Source organism: Enterobacter sp. 5-4 (genome assembly GCF_000612205.1).
Lineage (GTDB): Bacteria > Pseudomonadota > Gammaproteobacteria > Enterobacterales > Enterobacteriaceae > Enterobacter > Enterobacter roggenkampii.
In genome coordinates this window covers 135,256-152,328 of the sequence record NZ_JFHW01000009.1, presented here as the reverse complement: position 1 = coordinate 152,328, position 17,073 = coordinate 135,256, and the positions used below count along the sequence as shown (strand labels likewise).

The 17,073-nt window shown below is 55.9% G+C and carries 19 protein-coding genes; 6 read left to right on the top strand and 13 right to left on the bottom strand.

Annotation, left to right across the window (positions count from 1 at the left end):
- Positions 1–189: 189 nt before the first annotated feature.
- Entirely contained in the window at positions 190–657 is a 468-nt protein-coding gene (gene slyB, locus AA74_RS0105110; protein WP_008500578.1) for an outer membrane lipoprotein SlyB, read from the bottom strand.
- A 255-nt stretch (positions 658–912) separates the two neighbouring features.
- Here slyB and anmK point away from each other — a divergent pair, with 255 nt between their 5' ends.
- The 5 genes from anmK (at position 913) to pdxY (ending at position 5,495) form a co-directional block, all read left to right on the top strand.
- Positions 913–2,037: an anhydro-N-acetylmuramic acid kinase gene (gene anmK, locus AA74_RS0105105; RefSeq protein ID WP_025911573.1), complete on the top strand. Its 1,125-nt coding sequence runs from the start codon at positions 913–915 to the stop codon at positions 2,035–2,037.
- An 87-nt stretch (positions 2,038–2,124) separates the two neighbouring features.
- Positions 2,125–2,454 carry a C-type lysozyme inhibitor gene (gene mliC / locus AA74_RS0105100; RefSeq protein WP_085930290.1) on the top strand — a complete coding sequence of 110 codons (330 nt, stop codon included), beginning with the start codon at positions 2,125–2,127 and terminating at the stop codon, positions 2,452–2,454.
- A gap of 57 nt (positions 2,455–2,511) precedes the next feature.
- Complete coding sequence (pdxH, locus tag AA74_RS0105095; protein ID WP_008500575.1) at positions 2,512–3,168, top strand: pyridoxamine 5'-phosphate oxidase; 657 nt, start codon at positions 2,512–2,514, stop codon at positions 3,166–3,168.
- A gap of 125 nt (positions 3,169–3,293) precedes the next feature.
- Positions 3,294–4,568, top strand: a complete 1,275-nt coding sequence (tyrS, locus tag AA74_RS0105090) for a tyrosine--tRNA ligase (protein WP_023335449.1) — start codon at positions 3,294–3,296, stop codon at positions 4,566–4,568.
- A 66-nt stretch (positions 4,569–4,634) separates the two neighbouring features.
- On the top strand, positions 4,635–5,495 hold the full coding sequence (gene pdxY / locus AA74_RS0105085) for a pyridoxal kinase PdxY (RefSeq protein WP_025911567.1): 861 nt from the start codon (positions 4,635–4,637) through the stop codon (positions 5,493–5,495).
- A gap of 76 nt (positions 5,496–5,571) precedes the next feature.
- Here the strand turns inward: pdxY and gstA are convergent, their stop codons facing one another.
- The 12 genes from gstA to blr all read right to left on the bottom strand — a co-directional run bounded on the left by gstA (position 5,572) and on the right by blr (position 15,738).
- Complete coding sequence (gene gstA / locus AA74_RS0105080; protein ID WP_008500572.1) at positions 5,572–6,177, bottom strand: glutathione transferase GstA; 606 nt, start codon at positions 6,175–6,177, stop codon at positions 5,572–5,574.
- Positions 6,178–6,282: 105 nt separating this feature from the next.
- On the bottom strand, positions 6,283–7,791 hold the full coding sequence (gene dtpA / locus AA74_RS0105075) for a dipeptide/tripeptide permease DtpA (RefSeq protein ID WP_008500571.1): 1,509 nt from the start codon (positions 7,789–7,791) through the stop codon (positions 6,283–6,285).
- A 592-nt stretch (positions 7,792–8,383) separates the two neighbouring features.
- Entirely contained in the window at positions 8,384–9,019 is a 636-nt protein-coding gene (gene nth, locus AA74_RS0105070; protein WP_008500570.1) for an endonuclease III, read from the bottom strand.
- Entirely contained in the window at positions 9,016–9,702 is a 687-nt protein-coding gene (locus tag AA74_RS0105065) for an electron transport complex subunit E (protein ID WP_008500569.1), read from the bottom strand. The genes nth and AA74_RS0105065 overlap by 4 nt, the downstream gene beginning before the upstream one ends.
- Positions 9,703–9,704: 2 nt before the next feature.
- A complete protein-coding gene (gene rsxG, locus AA74_RS0105060) occupies positions 9,705–10,325 on the bottom strand; it encodes an electron transport complex subunit RsxG (RefSeq protein WP_023327216.1) in 621 nt (206 codons plus the stop codon).
- Between the two features lie 10 nt (positions 10,326–10,335).
- Complete coding sequence (gene rsxD / locus AA74_RS0105055; protein ID WP_008500567.1) at positions 10,336–11,388, bottom strand: electron transport complex subunit RsxD; 1,053 nt, start codon at positions 11,386–11,388, stop codon at positions 10,336–10,338.
- Positions 11,389–13,410: an electron transport complex subunit RsxC gene (gene rsxC / locus AA74_RS0105050; protein WP_025911562.1), complete on the bottom strand. Its 2,022-nt coding sequence runs from the start codon at positions 13,408–13,410 to the stop codon at positions 11,389–11,391. It abuts the gene before it with no gap.
- On the bottom strand, positions 13,403–13,981 hold the full coding sequence (gene rsxB, locus AA74_RS0105045) for an electron transport complex subunit RsxB (RefSeq protein WP_008500565.1): 579 nt from the start codon (positions 13,979–13,981) through the stop codon (positions 13,403–13,405). The genes rsxC and rsxB overlap by 8 nt, the downstream gene beginning before the upstream one ends.
- Complete coding sequence (gene rsxA, locus AA74_RS0105040) at positions 13,981–14,562, bottom strand: electron transport complex subunit RsxA (protein WP_008500564.1); 582 nt, start codon at positions 14,560–14,562, stop codon at positions 13,981–13,983. Before rsxA ends, rsxB begins: the two co-directional genes overlap by 1 nt.
- Positions 14,563–14,638: 76 nt before the next feature.
- Positions 14,639–15,079, bottom strand: a complete 441-nt coding sequence (locus AA74_RS0105035) for a DUF2569 domain-containing protein (protein ID WP_021241142.1) — start codon at positions 15,077–15,079, stop codon at positions 14,639–14,641.
- Between the two features lie 86 nt (positions 15,080–15,165).
- Positions 15,166–15,381, bottom strand: a complete 216-nt coding sequence (gene ydgT / locus AA74_RS0105030) for a transcription modulator YdgT (protein ID WP_006174966.1) — start codon at positions 15,379–15,381, stop codon at positions 15,166–15,168.
- A 231-nt stretch (positions 15,382–15,612) separates the two neighbouring features.
- On the bottom strand, positions 15,613–15,738 hold the full coding sequence (gene blr, locus AA74_RS0105025) for a division septum protein Blr (protein ID WP_168112406.1): 126 nt from the start codon (positions 15,736–15,738) through the stop codon (positions 15,613–15,615).
- 243 nt (positions 15,739–15,981) lie between these two features.
- Here blr and AA74_RS0105020 point away from each other — a divergent pair, with 243 nt between their 5' ends.
- Positions 15,982–17,022: an oxidoreductase gene (locus AA74_RS0105020; protein WP_025911557.1), complete on the top strand. Its 1,041-nt coding sequence runs from the start codon at positions 15,982–15,984 to the stop codon at positions 17,020–17,022.
- Positions 17,023–17,073: the final 51 nt, after the last annotated feature.

The following is a 17,073-nucleotide window of genomic DNA, read 5'->3' as shown; positions in this document are numbered from 1 at the left end:
ACAAAATGAGAAATAAATCATGAAGAGGTAATTGCGAAGAGTCTAAGCAAGTAATGCAATAAATACTTTGCGCGGAGACAATATACGATGAGATTAAATATTTGTGGAGCGAATATATTTTGTAAAAATATTCGTATAAGTGATGTATATTGTAAATGGATGTGGCCCAATGGCCACATCCATTTTTAATTATCGTGGAGAAACGGTCACCTGGCTTCCGTTGCTTGCCAGCACAACGCGCTGACCTGCGGAGAAGCGGGTGCTGCCTTGTTTCTGAACAACCATAATGGTGCTGCCGTCGTCTTTACGAATTTCCAGCTCGACGCCCTGGGTTTTGTTCATCGCACCCTGAACACCCTGGCCTGCTACACCACCGGCTACTGCGCCTGCGGCTGTTGCCAGAGAACGGCCCGTACCGCCGCCGACGGTATTACCCAGGAAACCACCCAGAACGGCACCGCCGATGGCGCCCATCACGTTGTTTTCATCACCACCCTGAATCTGTACAGGGCGTGCGTTAACAACGGTACCGTAAGTCACGTTCTGAACCTGTTTCGCTTCAGAAGCGCTATAAACGTCGCCAGAAAGTGAACTGTCATTCACACAGCCAGCCAGAGTTAAACCAATCAGCGAAACGCCCAGTACACGTAAAATCATTTGAATCTCCTGTTCACCAAAAACGCCCGATGGGGGGCATCCGTTATGGCTAAATTATATGGCATAAGGGGCCATCGTTCATATCTTTGCACTAACAATAGGAAAATTGTACTTGAATTTGACTTAACGAGACATAAACAGGATCCGCCCACGCTACCCGTCTGACATTGTTAAAAAATATTATTGCCGGATGGCAAAGCGACGCCGTTTATGGTTGAGTGGATATCCTTAGCCCACGCAACGTAAGGAAAGCGCATGAAATCGGGTCGCTACATTGGTGTGATGTCAGGCACCAGTCTGGATGGGGTAGATGTCGTTCTGGCCGCCATTGATGAGAACATGGTGGCGCAGCAGGCGAGCCTGACCTGGCCAATCCCCATTTCACTGAAAGAGGATATTCTCAGTATCTGTCAGGGGCAGCAGCTGACCCTTTCGCAGCTTGGACAGCTGGATGTCAGCCTGGGGGCGCTGTTTGCAGATGCGGTGCAGGCTTTGATGCAAAAAGAACATCTTCGTCCGCAGGATGTGGTGGCCATCGGGTGTCACGGACAAACGGTCTGGCATGAACCCATCGGCGATGCCCCGCACACCCTGCAAATCGGCGATAACAACCAGATTGTGGCGAAGACGGGCGTCACGGTGGTCGGCGATTTCCGTCGTCGCGATATTGCCCTTGGCGGACAGGGCGCACCGCTGGTGCCCGCGTTTCATCAGGCACTACTGGCGCACCCTTCAGAACGGCGTATGGTGCTCAACATTGGTGGGATCGCCAATCTGTCGATGCTTATTCCGGGGCAGCCGGTCCGCGGCTACGATACCGGCCCGGGCAATATGTTAATGGATGCCTGGATCTGGCGTCAGTGCGGGCAACCGTATGATAAAAACGCGGAGTGGGCGAGTGAGGGTAAGGTGATTCTCCCGCTGCTGCAGTCCATGTTGAGCGATCCTTATTTTGCCTTACCGGCACCGAAAAGCACGGGGCGTGAATACTTCAACTTTGGCTGGCTTGAGCGCCAGCTGGCGTCTTTCCCGGCGCTCGCGCCCCAGGATGTTCAGGCGACGCTTGCCGAGCTTACGGCCGTGTCGATTTCTGAACAGGTGCTGCTTAGCGGCGGATGTGAACGCCTGCTGGTGTGCGGCGGGGGAAGCCGTAACCCGCTGGTGATGGCGCGTCTTGCGGGGCTACTGCCGGGTACCGAAGTGTCGACGACCGATGAGGCCGGCATCAGCGGGGATGATATGGAGGCGCTGGCCTTTGCCTGGCTTGCCTGGCGCACCGTTGCCGGGCTGCCGGGCAATTTACCGTCGGTAACCGGCGCGCGCGAGGCGAGCGTGCTAGGGGCGATTTTCCCGGCAAATCCGCGTCATAATCAGAGTTAACTGAAATTCAGCGCGGCGCGTCGTCGTTAGAATGGAACGAAACAGGGGGGCAGCCATGCCCTCCAGGACCAGGATAGTCTTCGGAATATGCCCATGAAAAAACTTCTTCTTATTGCCGCCCCTTTGCTGCTGTCAGGATGCAGCGTCTACAACCAGCTCGTTGAGCGCATGCAGACCGATACCCTGGAGTATCGCTGCGACGAAAAACCGCTGACCGTGAAGCTGAACAATCCGCGCCAGGAAGCCAGTTTTGTTTACGACAATAAATTGCTGACGCTGAAGCAGGGCATTTCGGCCTCGGGCGCACGCTACACCGACGGTATCTATGTCTTCTGGTCGAAAGGCGACAGCGCCACGGTCTACAAACGCGACCGTATTGTGCTGAACAATTGCCAGCTCGAAAATCCGAAGCGTTGAGATTTTTACAGGGGCGGCGCACAATAGCGCCACCCACTCTCAATGTCAGCTAACGCCATGTCAGATAACGACGAACTGCAGCAAATTGCGCATCTGCGCCGTGAATACACCAAAGGCGGCCTGCGTCGCCAGGATCTTCCCGCTGAACCCCTTGTGCTTTTTGAACGCTGGCTGAAACAGGCCTGCGAAGCGAAACTTGCCGACCCAACGGCGATGGTTGTCGCAACGGTAGATGAAAACGGTCAACCGTATCAGCGTATCGTATTGCTCAAGCATTATGACGAGAAAGGGCTGGTGTTCTATACCAACCTTGGCAGCCGCAAAGCGCACCATCTGGAAAACAATCCGCGTATCAGCCTGCTGTTCCCGTGGCACATGCTGGAACGTCAGGTCATGGTGACCGGCAAAGCGGAACGTCTCTCGACGCTGGAAGTGGTGAAGTATTTCCACAGTCGTCCGCGTGACAGCCAGATTGGCGCCTGGGTATCAAAACAGTCCAGCCGCATTTCCGCCCGCGGCGTGCTGGAAAGTAAATTCCTCGAGCTGAAGCAGAAGTTCCAGCAGGGTGAAATCCCGCTGCCGAGCTTCTGGGGTGGTTTCCGCATCCCGATTGAGCAAATCGAGTTCTGGCAGGGGGGCGAACATCGCCTGCACGACCGCTTTTTATACCAGCGCGAGAATGGCGGCTGGAAAATCGACAGACTGGCGCCGTAATCCCCGAAATTTGTTGATTTAAGCGCTAGCGCACACCGCGCTTGCGCTTTATTCTATGGTCCTTTCGCATCAGGCGAAAAGTCGTGTACCGGCAAAGGTGCAGTCGTTTATACATGGAGAATTTGATGGCAAGCAGTAACTTGATTAAACAATTGCAAGAGCGGGGCCTCGTGGCCCAGGTGACGGACGAGGAAGCGTTAGCAGAGCGACTGGCGCAAGGCCCGATCGCGCTCTATTGCGGCTTCGATCCCACCGCTGACAGCTTGCATTTGGGGCATCTTGTTCCATTGTTATGCCTGAAACGCTTCCAGATGGCGGGCCATAAGCCTGTTGCCCTGGTGGGCGGCGCGACCGGTCTGATTGGTGACCCAAGCTTCAAAGCCGCTGAGCGTAAACTGAACACCGAAGATACCGTGCAGGAGTGGGTCGATAAGATCCGCAAACAGGTTGCACCGTTCCTCGACTTCAACTGTGGCGATAACGCCGCGATTGCCGCGAACAACTACGACTGGTTTGGCAGCATGAACGTGCTGACCTTCCTGCGTGACATCGGCAAGCACTTCTCTGTTAACCAGATGATTAACAAAGAGGCCGTGAAGCAGCGTCTGAACCGTGACGACCAGGGTATCTCCTTTACCGAGTTCTCCTACAACCTGCTGCAGGGGTATGACTTTGCCTGCCTGAACAAACTGCACGGTGTTTCCCTGCAGATTGGCGGTTCTGACCAGTGGGGTAATATTACCTCCGGTATCGACCTGACCCGTCGCCTGCACCAGAATCAGGTCTTTGGTCTGACCGTTCCGCTGATCACTAAAGCAGACGGCACCAAATTCGGTAAGACGGAAGGCGGTGCGGTATGGCTCGATCCGAAGAAAACCAGCCCGTACAAATTCTACCAGTTCTGGATCAACACGGCGGACGCCGATGTTTACCGCTTCCTGAAGTTCTTCACCTTTATGGACATTGAAGAGATCAACGCGCTGGAAGAAGAAGACAAGAACAGCGGTAAAGCGCCGCGCGCGCAGTACGTGCTGGCAGATGAAGTGACCAAACTGGTTCACGGTGAAGAAGGTCTGGCCGCGGCAAAACGCATTACCGCAAGCCTGTTCAACGGTACCCTGAGCGATCTGAGCGAAGCGGACTTCGAACAGCTGGCGCAGGACGGCGTGCCAATGGTTGAGATGGAGAAAGGGGCTGACCTGATGCAGGCGCTGGTGGATTCTGAGCTGCAGCCTTCCCGCGGTCAGGCGCGTAAAACCATCGCCTCAAACGCGATCACCATCAACGGTGAAAAGCAGGCTGACCCGGAATACACCTTTGTTGATGGCGACCGTCTGTATGGCCGCTACACCCTGCTGCGTCGCGGTAAGAAAAACTACTGCCTTGTCTGCTGGAAATAATTAACAGTCTCGAGGGGCGTGGGAAACCACGCCCCTTTTGTTTTTTCAGGGTTTGGTAAGCATAAAATGAAGAACATCCTCGCCATTCAGTCCCACGTTGTTTTTGGACATGCTGGCAACAGCGCTGCGGAATTCCCGATGCGCCGCCTCGGCGTCAACGTCTGGCCCCTCAATACCGTTCAGTTCTCTAACCACACGCAGTATGGCAAATGGACCGGCTGCGTGATGCCGCCTTCGCACCTCACCGAGGTTGTGCAGGGCATTGCCGATATCGACCAGCTCAAGCGCTGTGACGCCGTATTGAGCGGTTATCTTGGTTCAGCGGAGCAGGGGGAACATATCCTCGGCATCGTGCGTCAGGTAAAGGCTGCCAACCCGTCGGCAAAATACTTCTGCGACCCCGTTATGGGCCATCCGGAAAAAGGCTGTATCGTGGCGCCAGGCGTGGCAGAATTCCACGTTCGCCATGCGCTGCCCGCCAGCGATATCATTGCGCCAAACCTGGTCGAACTGGAAATTCTCTGCGAGCATCCGGTTAACAGCGTAAAAGAGGCCGTAAGCGCGTCACGCGAGCTGATCGCGCAGGGGCCTGAGGTTGTGCTGGTAAAACACCTCGCGCGCGCAGGGCTAAGCCAGGATCGCTTTGAGATGCTGCTGGTGACGAAAGAGGATGCCTGGCATATCAGCCGCCCGCTGGTGGATTTTGGCACGCGTCAGCCGGTGGGCGTGGGCGATGTGACCAGCGGACTGCTGCTGGTGAAACTGCTTCAGGGTGCAACGGTGAGGGACGCGCTGGAGCACGTTACGGCAGCGGTGTACGAAATTATGATTGCGACGAAAGAGATGCAGGAATATGAACTGCAGGTGGTCGCGGCACAGGATCGTATCGCGAAGCCGGAGCACTATTTCAGCGCAACCCAGCTTTAAACGATGCCAGGTGGCGCTGCGCTTACCCGGCCTACAAAACCCGTAGGCCCGTGCCAGCGCAGCGCCGCCGGCGATATTAGTTAAGACCTTCCGCTTTCAGCGCTGCAGCCACCGCAGGACGTTCAGCCACGCGTTTCATATACGATGCAATGTGGTCTAACCCTTCCAGATTCAGCTTAACCGCACGTGCCCAGCGCAGCACGGTGAACAGGTACGCATCAGCGATCGTGAAGCGCGAGCCGCCAATCCACTGTTCGTCTTTCAGCGATTCGTTAACGTACTGCAGCTTTTTCTCCAGCAGGGCGCGCAGGGTCGGCTTAAACTCTTCCGGCGTATCCGGGCGGAACAGCGGCGTAAAGCCTTTGTGCAGCTCGGTGGCAATGTAGTTCAGCCATTCCAGCGTTTTATAGCGAGAAATCGTACTGACCGGGGCCAGCAGCTGGCGATCGGGCACGCTATCGGCCAGGAACTGCATAATCGCCACGCCTTCGGTCAGCAGGGTACCGTCATCCAGCAGGAGCGCCGGAACCTGTCCTTTCGGGTTAATGGCAAGAAAGTCATCGCCGTTTTCCAGACGTTTTTTCATCAGATCAACGCCATCCAGCGTGAAATCTTTGCCGCTCTCGCGCAGGGTGATATGGGAAGCAAGAGAGCACGCGCCCGGTTTGTAGAACAGTTTCATCGGTAACTCCTTTTCGCTGAGGTTTCAGCTATGTTAGTGCGCAAACGGATAAAAAAAAAGCCGCTAATCAATTAGCGGCTTCTGGTCAGTCGTTTCTCACGGATTTCACGCAGTAGCGGTTTTGGTCGCCTTAGCGGTCTTGTCGTCGTCCTGAGTCATGCGATTCAGTTTCGGTGCGGTCAGCAGCATCAGAGCGGCAATAACGGCAGTCGCGATACCAATCTGCATGAACACGGTACCGTAGACGTTCAGGGAAACCAGTGGGTCAGTGACGTTTTCCGGCACGGCCATCAGGTTCGCAATCTTACCGGCGATAATTGCTGCACCGGCAGTGGTCAGGAACCAGCTACCCATAATGAAGCCCATCAGACGCTGCGGAACCAGCTGTGCAACCATTGCCAGACCCAGACCAGAGATCATCAGTTCGCCGATAGACTGCAGCGCGTAGCTCAGGATCAGCCAGTTAACGGATACGATACCGGCGTCGGTAGCAAATTTGGTACCCAGCGGCAGCACCAGGAACGCGCCGGAACACAGCACCATACCGATAGCAAACTTGTGCGGCATTGGCAGACGGTCGCCCATCTTGTTATAGATCGCGGCCAGAATCGGGCTACCAATCATGATCCAGAACGGGTTCAGTGCCTGATACTGCTCCGGTTCGAACGCGATGCCCAGAATAGAGTGCTCAACGTTACGAATGGCGAAGAAGTTCAGAGAGGTTGGCATCTGGCTGTACAGCACGAAGAAGATAATCGCTTCCAGCATCAGAATGAAGGCCACGATCATCTTACGACGGGCAGCACCCTGCATAGCGAATGCTTCTTTCGCGAAGATAACCACGATACCCAGCGCCACAACGCCCAGAACGGCACGTGCGATACCCTGGTTGTGCAGCAGCCAGGTAGCGATGGCCGCCAGGACCACAACGCCTACGATGGTCGCCAGCAGTTTGCCCATATGCACAGGCTCGAAGTCTGGTTTTGAACCGTAGTTTTTAACCCAGCTGCGGCAGAACAGGAAGTTCACCACGGTGATCAGCATACCGACGAAGCTCAGCGCAAACGCCACGCTCCAGCCGAATTTCGCTGCGAGCCATGGGGTTGCCAGCATCGAGAAGAACGAACCGATGTTGATGGACATGTAGTACATGGTAAATGCACCGTCCAGACGAGGATCGTCTTTGCTGTAGCAGGTAGAGAGCAGGGAAGACGGGTTCGCTTTGAACAGACCGTTACCCACGGCGATCGTGGCCATGCCCATATACACGACAGCGGCATCATGCCCTGACCATGCTACCAGTCCATAGCCAATCGCCAGAACAATGGCGCCCAGCATAATGACGCGCTTAGTACCCAGAACTTTATCACCCAGCCAGCCGCCGATAGCAACCAGACCATAGACCAGGGCACTGAAGGAGGAGAACAGCGTGATGGAATCGGCTTCGGACATACCCAGCTGTTTCACCAGGTAAACCGCCATGATCCCTTGCAGGCCGTAGTAACCAAAACGCTCCCATAACTCGATAGAGAAGATGAGATAGAACGCTTTAGGTTGTTTAAAAGCGTTCAGACTCACGCTTTCATCTGTTGGTTTATTGTTTGCAGTCGACACATATACCTCTTTTTTTACATCCCATATTAACGGGGGTGTTCATAGCGTGATGGCCGTAGTCCATACGCCTTATAGTTATATTGGGAGGAGAAACGGCGGGTAATGTTCACTATCCTGCCCCATCTGGCAATACGTTTGTAATAATCTGTTACATATATCCTGGGTGGTATAATCGTCGGTTCATGCAAATGTTATTCAGCGTTAAATTTCATACGCTGAGTAAAGGTAGTTTTTTCGACTGGTAATCACCGGTCAGTACGGGCTGTTGGCGATATGTTCTGCTATTTGCCGCTTGTGGCAGTGATATAGCCCATATTCTGAAAAATAGCTGGTCTTATCGTCGGCAAAGAAAGAGGAGTGTCTTGTCAGATAAAGGGTTTAGGTCGATTTTGACAACAAAAATACAACATGAAGTTATCAGGGTGATCGCGATCACAGATGTATAGAAATTTTCGGCTATGAAAAAAGTATTAACCTGTTTCAGCGTTAAAGAGCCGAATAAGTGACAGGTGAGGCGAAACGAAAGGCGGACAAATAACGGTCAAAAGAAGAGCGTTTGAAAGCCCTTCTTTAGCCAGGGGTTTGAGATGCCTCAGGGGTACACTTTTTCTTTATATTCGCAGAGATCTTCAATAATGCAGGAGCCGCAGCGAGGCTTACGGGCAATACACGTGTAACGACCGTGCAGAATCAGCCAGTGATGGCAGTCAACCTTAAATTCCGCCGGAACCACTTTCAGCAGCTTCTCTTCGACCTGCTCGACATTTTTCCCCGGCGCGAAGTTGGTCCGGTTAGAGACGCGAAAGATATGCGTATCGACGGCGATAGTGGGCCAGCCAAACGCGGTATTGAGCACCACGTTCGCCGTTTTACGCCCCACGCCCGGCAAGGCTTCCAGCGCAGCGCGGTCTTCCGGCACTTCGCCTCCGTGCTGCTCCAGCAGGATCCGGCAGGTCTTGATGACGTTCTCGGCTTTGCTGTTAAACAGGCCGATGGTTTTGATATAGGACTTCACGCCTTCCACGCCCAGCTCCAGCATGGCCTTCGGCGTATTGGCGACCGGATAGAGCAGGGCGGTGGCTTTATTGACGCTCACGTCGGTAGCCTGTGCAGAGAGCAACACGGCGATCAGCAGCTCAAACGGGGAGGTAAAATTCAGCTCCGTCGTCGGGTGCGGGTTCTCGTCCCGCAGACGGGTCAGGATCGCAATGCGCTTTTCTTTATTCATGAGGCCTTCTCGGGTGTCCCTTCCAGAACGCTGCGCTCAGCCGCGCGGCGCTTACGTTTCTCGTCAATCAGGTATTTTATCGCCAGCATCATGCCAAGACCAATAAACGCGCCAGGCGGCAGCATCGCCAGCAGGAATGGCGTATCGGTGTGGAACACTTCAATGCGCAGCGCTTTGGCCCAGCCGCCCAGCAGCGCATCAGCGCCGTCAAACAGCGTACCGTTGCCGAGGATCTCGCGCAGCGAGCCCAGCACGAACATGGCGCAGGTGGCACCCATGCCAATAGAAAAACCGTCCAGCGCCGACATGGCCGGACTGTTTTTCACCGCAAAGGCTTCCGCACGCCCGACCACGATACAGTTGGTGACGATAAGGGGAATGAAGATCCCGAGCGACTGGTACAGACCGAACGCGTAGGCGTTAATCAGCATCTGAACAATACTGACCACCGACGCAATGATCATGACGTAAATAGGAATACGAATTTCCGACGGCGTCCAGCGGCGCAGGGCAGAGATGGAGAGGTTGGTCAGGGTCAATACCAGCGTGGTTGCCAGACCCAGACCGAGCGCGTTGGTGGCGGTGGATGTCACCGCCAGCAGTGGGCACATCCCCAGAAGCTGAACCAGCGCGGAGTTGTTTTTCCACAACCCCTGGACAATAACCTCTTTAACCTGGCTCATGATTACTCCTCACAGGCCGGAAGATTGTTGATTTGCGCGGGCAGCGTTTCAGCGTACAGCCCGGCTCGTTTTACGGCATTCACCACCGCACGTGGGGTGATGGTCGCCCCGGTGAACTGGTCGAACTCGCCGCCATCTTTCTTCACCGCAAACGCGGTGTCATCTTCACCATGGATCACTTTACCGGCAAAGTGCAAAATCCAGTCGCTCAGACGGGTTTCAATTTTATCGCCAAGACCCGGCGTTTCATGGTGTTCCGTCACGCGGGTGCCCAGTATGGTGCCGGAGAAATCGCTGCCCACAAGCAGCTGAATGGCACCGGAATAGCCGTCAGGCGCCGTCGCTTCCATCACCGCGCCGACCGGTTTATCCCCTTTGCGGGCAATAAAGAGGCGGTGCGGGCCTTTCCCAAGCTGCGGCGCGTCTACCACAAAGCAGCTTTTTTGCAGGTCGTTATCGTAGAAGTCGGACGGGATCACCTGATCGAACAGCGCCTTTTGCTGCTTCGAGGCCTGCTCTTCGATGGTCGTTTTGGTCAGCGCATTTACCAGCGCCGTCAGCCCTGTCAGGACCGCGGCGAAGACAGCCAGCGTGACGCCGTGTTTTTGCATCGTTTTGAACATGGCGAGACCCTTAGCGATGACCGTACACGCGCGGACGCGTGTAATAGTCGATGAGCGGAACGGTAATGTTGGCAAGCAGGACGGCAAAAGCCACGCCGTCCGGGTACCCGCCAAAGCTGCGGATGAGCCAGACCAGCAGGCCTGCCAGCGCGCCGAAGATCAGGCGCCCGCGGTTAGTCGTTGAGGCCGTCACCGGATCCGTCAGGATAAAGAAGGCACCCAGCATGGTTGCCCCGGAGAGCAGGTGCAGCTGCGGGCTGGCCAGTGATTCAGGAGAGAATACCCAGCCCAGCGTGGCGCAGACCGCCAGCGTCACGAGGAAGCTGACCGGAATATGCCAGCGGATGGCTTTCTGCTGCAGCAGGAACAGGCCGCCCAGCAGATACGCCAGGTTGACCCACTGCCAGCCGGCACCCGCCAGTACGCCGCTGTAGATGGCGGATTTCATGATCTGCTCAACGCTGTGTCCGGCATGCAGGGACGTTTTAAAGGTATCAAGCGGCGTCGCCTGGCTGATCCCGTCCACGCCCATGCGCAGCGCGTTCATATCGGCACCGAGCGCCGTATGGCCGGTAAAGATCACGTGCAGAGCATCCATGAAGCCCGGAACCGTGGCCGCAATCTCGTGCGGTGGCAGCCAGCTGGTCATCTGTACCGGGAAGGAGATCAGCAGCACCACGTAGCCGATCATCGCCGGGTTAAACGGGTTATGGCCGAGTCCGCCATACAGCTGTTTGGCAATGATCACGGCAAACACGGTGCCGAGGACCACCATCCACCATGGAGCAAACGGCGGGATACTGATCGCCAGCAGCAGCCCGGTCAGCAGCGCGGAGTTATCGGCCAGAATGCGGGAGACCGCCGCCTTGCGCAGCTTAAGGACAAGGGCTTCCGCCGCTAAGGCGCTGGCACAGCCCAGGATTATCTGGAACAGGGTTCCCCAGCCGAAAAACCAGCACTGAACGGCAATGCCCGGCAGCGCCGCCAGGCAGACCAGCATCATAATGCGCGATGTCTGGCGCTGATTGTGGGTGTAAGGGGAGCTTGCGATTCTGAAAACCATTTAATCCTCGTTAACTGCTTGCTGTGCGGCTTTCTTTGCCTGAACGCGCGCAATGGCGGCGGCGACGGCGGCTTTGCGCGGGTCATCGTTGGCGGCCTGCGGTTGCTCATCCTGCTGCGCCGCTTTGCGGGCTTTAGCGCGGGCAATCGCCGCTTCGACGGCGGCTTTACGCGGATCGACCGGCGCGTCGGGTTCTGCGGTTGGCGTCTGCTGCGCCGCTTTGCGGGCTTTGGCACGGGCAATCGCTGCCTCAACGGCCGCTTTGCGAGGGTCGACCGCTTCCTGCTCAACCACCACGTTCTGTTCGCCGGCTTTGCGCGCTTTAGCGCGGGCTATCGCCGCCTCAACGGCGGCTTTACGCGGGTCGATCTCCGTCTCTGCCTGGACCGTTTGCGCTTTTTCAGCCTGACGGGCGCGAGCCTGAGCTTTACGCGCTTCACGCGCCGCAATGGCTTCGCTGTTGTCCGGCTTCTCGCCGGCTGGGATCACCACAGGCTGCGCCGCGGTCGCTTTTTTCTCGCGAACGCGAGCCAGTGCGGCAGTAATCGCATCCTGATCTTTCTCGCCGGGCTGAACGGCGGCCTGCTTATGGCGCTCCTGACGGGCGATTTTCTCGCGTTCCAGTCGCGCCTGGCGCGCTTCAAAGCGTGCCTTGGCTTCCGCCGCGCGTTTTTCTTCCATGGAGATGGCATAAATTTCCGCCTTCTCCTGGCGGAAATACTGCACCAGAGGAATGTTGCTAGGGCAGACCCAGGCGCAGGCGCCGCATTCGATGCAGTCGGCCAGGTTATGGGCTGTCGCCTTGTCGTGCAGCTGGCCTTTGCTGTACCAGTACAGCTGCTGCGGAAGTAGATCCGCCGGGCAGGCGTCGGCACAGGCGCTGCAGCGAATACAGCCTTTTTCTTCCTGCTCTTCACCCATCTCGGTCGGGGAAGGGGCGAGCAGGCAGTTGGTGATTTTCACTACCGGCACATCGAGCCACGGCAGGGTAAAGCCCATCAGCGGGCCGCCCATGATCACCATCTGGTCGCTGGCCGGGCAAAACTCAGCCTGCTCCAGCAGGTGACGCACCGGCGTACCCAGACGCGCCCAGACGTTGCCCGGACGAGAGACCGCTTCCCCGGTCAGCGTTACCACGCGTTCGGTCAGCGGCTCGCCGTCGATCACCGCGCGCTTCACGGCGTACGCGGTCCCGACGTTCTGCATCAGCACGCCGATATCTGAAGAGCGTCCGCCGTGCGGAACCTGCTTGCCGGTGAGAATTTGCGTCAGCTGTTTAGCACCGCCAGAGGGGTATTTGGTCGGGATAACGCGCAGGCTAATATCGTGACTGCCCGCCAGCACGGCGCGCAGCATTGAGATAGCCTGCGGTTTATTGTCTTCGATACCGATCAGCACTTCTCGCGGCTGCAGAATGTGCGCGAGGATGCGGATGCCTTCCACCACCTGGGCGGCGCAGTCCTGCATCAGACGATCGTCGGCGGTGATGTACGGTTCGCATTCGGCGGCGTTGATAATCAGCGTCTGAATGTTATCGCCACCGCCGCGCAGCTTGACGCCGGTCGGGAAGCCTGCGCCGCCGAGGCCAGCAACGCCGAACTGATGAATGCGCTCGATAAGCGCCTCGCGGCTGCGGGAGCGGTAGTCGCTCCAGCCATCGCGGTCGATCCAGCGGTCTTCGCCGTCGGCTTCAATAATCACGCTCAGCTCTGAGAGCGCTGACGGATGCGGCACCGTATGAGGAGCGATGGCGACCACCTTACCGGAGGTGGGGGCGTGCACCGGCAGCATACGTCCGCGACCAGAGGTCAGCGGCTGACCGCGAAGAACCGTATCGCCTTCTTTCACGCACAGCTCACCCTCAGCGCCAATGTGCTGCTTGAGCGGCATGACGAAACGGGTCGCCAGCGGTATTTGACGCAGCGGCGTGCCGTTAGACTGGGTTTTCATCTCTGGTGGGTGAATACCGCCGTCAAAGTCCCAAATCTTCTCTTTTCTGAAAGCAGAAAATAACTTAAGCATGTTGTTCCACAGGAATATTGCGAACCGGAATGGTTTGAAGATCCCATTTCCAGCTTTCGGTAGTCGTTTCAACCGGGCGCAGCTCGATACATTGCGTCGGGCAGGGGGCTACGCAGAGGTTACAGCCGGTGCACAGGTCCGCCACCACGGTGTGCATGGCGCGCGTTGCGCCAACAATGGCGTCGACCGGGCAGGCCTGAATACATTTGGTACAGCCGATGCAGTTCGCTTCGTCGATCACGGCCAGCGCGCGGACCGGCTCCTGCACGTCCGCGTCGCCATCAACCGGCTGCGGATCAACGTTAAGCAGGGCGGCAATTTTCAGCATGACTGCTTCGCCGCCGGGGGCGCAGCGGTTAATTTTTTCGCCCTGGATGCCTACCGCTTCAGCGTAAGGGCGGCAGCCCGGGTAGCCACACTGCCCGCACTGGCTTTGCGGCAGAAGCTCATCAATTTTCTCAACAACGGGATCGTCCTCTACCGCGAAACGGCGGGAGGCGTAACCCAGGATAAGGCCAAACACCAACCCCAGGACGCTGATAGAGGCGATGGCAATCCAGATAGCATTCATTACAACTTCACCAGACCACTAAAGCCCATAAAGGCCAGAGACATTAAACCGGCGGTGACCAGCGCAATCGCGTTACCGCGGAAGGGCGCAGGAATATCCGCTGCTGCCAGACGCTCGCGAATAGAGGCAAACAGCACCATGACCAGAGAGAAACCGACAGCCGCAGAAAAACCATACAGCGCCGATTGCATAAAGTTATGACCCAGGTTGATGTTCAGCAGCGCCACGCCGAGAACGGCGCAGTTAGTGGTGATCAGCGGCAGGAAGATGCCCAGCAGGCGATAGAGCGCCGGGCTGGTTTTGCGCACCACCATTTCGGTAAACTGCACCACCACCGCGATAACCAGAATAAAGGCCAGCGTACGGAGATAGGTTAACCCCAGCGGGATGAGGATCCAGGTATCAATCCACCACGCGCAGATGGACGCCAGCGTCATGACGAAGGTCGTCGCCAGCCCCATACCCATTGCCGTTTCCAGCTTTTTGGAAACGCCCATAAACGGGCACAGGCCAAGGAACTTCACCAGAACGAAGTTGTTAACCAGCACGGTGCCGACAAAGAGCAGTAAGTAATCGGTCATTATTTAGCCTGAAATAAAAAAGCCGCCTATTATCGGACAAACCCAGGCAGGCGACAACAGGTTATCTGTAGGGTTATTACGGGTTCACGAAGGTGTTTTTCACCCGCGTCGAACGCTTGAAGTAGGGCACCAGCAGCGCCGCGGCCAGCAACGGGAAAAGCAGCTGACGAACGGCCAGCGCGTCTGAAACGGGCGAAAAAGCAAACGCCTTCACCGCCAGCAGGACCGAAACCAGCAGCCAGATAATGTAGTGCTTAGGCACATTCTTACGGCGCTTAAAGAAGGCGATGGTCAGCCACAGCGTGTAGTACCACATCCCGATCGCGAAAACGAACGACACAAACCACAAAGCAATATTAAGCACGCTTTGCGACAACAGAGTCTGAATGGCGTGAGGGGTAATCAGTGCGGTGGTATAAAGCAGCAGCGCAAGTGATGCGCTTAATAAGGCAACCAGCAGCCATGCCAGTGGGGCGATTAACCAGCCTCCAATGCGTTCTCCAGGCGTTGCGGTCATGAACTCTCCCATAATCTGCGCGAAATGTTGTACAGCCAGTTGGCAGGGCGGAGAGTATATAACATTTCGCGCGGATGGCTACTCTCTTATAAAACGTAACGCCACACGGACTTTGGCACTTCGCCGACGTTGAACAAACGGCCACCGGAGACCAGCTCCGCACGGCGATGGTCAGCGGCGCGATACATATTAATGATTTCCTGATTATCCGACAGGGTGTAGTTCAGATGGTCAAACAGTTTTTCCAGGCTCTCAAGCGAATTGATCTTGCGAAATTTTAATAAATAGTCCTGAACTGTCATATTAATAAGTTTCCATATAAAAGTGAGTAATACCAGTTAAGGTAATTCGTTCGAATAATAAACGGATTAATAAAGACGTAAACAGCCCACTCAGGTAACGCGACGAAATTAGGAGTTTTCTTTGCTGAAATTCAGGCATCAGACGATGCCTGGAAGAGAAGGTTAACCGTGTTCACGGGGGCTGGCAATAAGTAACTGACATATTATGTCACTCTTTATTGCAGTAACCGGTTACTTAGGTTGAGCGACGGTGACAGGCTCCGGCGGCTGGTAGTTATCGATATGGCTGGCAACGCCCAGCAAAATGACCGACACCCCAAGGACAATCCATCCCGCTAATTCAATGATTCGATTAATAATTGACGTCATGATGTGTAATTGTACTTTATCCATAAAGACAGGGCGCAAATGTTACAGCGACGTTTCTCTGGCGGCAAGGGCTTTGGGAACGGTTCCCTTAAACAAAATCAGTAGGTTAATACTATGTAACAAAAACAATCCGTATAACCTGCTATTTTACGTCATACGGCACATTATTAATCCGTGCTAATGCCAGACTAGCCAGTGTGAAATAAGAACGACTTAAAAGAGGATGACACTATGAGTGATAATATCCGCGTTGGGCTTATTGGTTACGGGTACGCGAGCAAAACGTTCCATGCGCCTCTGATAGCCGGGACGCCGGGGATGGCGCTGGCGGCGGTATCCAGCAGCGACGCTGCTAAAGTCCATGCAGACTGGCCTTCTGTGCCGGTTGTCTCCGAACCAAAACATCTTTTCAACGATCCAAACATTGATTTAATCGTCATTCCCACGCCGAACGATACCCACTTTCCGCTGGCAAAGGCCGCGTTGGAAGCCGGGAAGCATGTGGTTGTCGATAAACCCTTTACCGTGACACTGTCACAGGCTCGCGAGCTGGATGCGCTGGCAAAGAGTCTGGGCAGGCTGCTGTCGGTGTTCCATAACCGCCGCTGGGACAGTGATTTTCTGACGGTAAAACGGCTTCTGAGTGAAGGTACGTTAGGGGAGATCCTCTTTTTTGAGTCGCACTTTGACCGCTTTCGCCCGCAGGTACGAAACCGCTGGCGCGAGCAGGCCGGTCCTGGCAGCGGTATCTGGTATGATTTAGCCCCGCATCTGCTGGATCAGGCCGTCAATCTCTTTGGTCTGCCGGTGAGCATGACGGTCGATCTGGCCCAGCTCAGGCCCGGTGCGCAGACGACCGATTACTTCCACGCGGTGCTCAGTTACCCGCAGCGGCGAATTGTGCTGCACGGGACGATGGTCGCGGCGGCAGAATCTGCCCGTTACATTATTCACGGCACGCGCGGCAGCTACGTGAAGTTTGGTCTCGATCCGCAGGAAGACAGGCTGAAAAACGGTGAGCGTCTGCCGCAGGAAGACTGGGGCTATGATATGCGCGACGGCGTCGTCACGCGGGTGGAAGGCGACGAGCTGGTCGAAGAGACCTTGCTGACGATACCGGGTAACTATCCGGCGTATTATGCCGCTATCCGCGATGCGCTGAACGGCACGGGAGAGAATCCGGTTCCGGCCAGCCAGGCAATACAGATTATGGAGCTGATTGAGCTGGGGATCGAATCTGCCAAACATCGCGCGACGCTCTGTCTGGCATAAGTTTTTGACGTTGTTGTTGGCCGGGTAAGGCGTAGCCGCCACCCGGCAAAG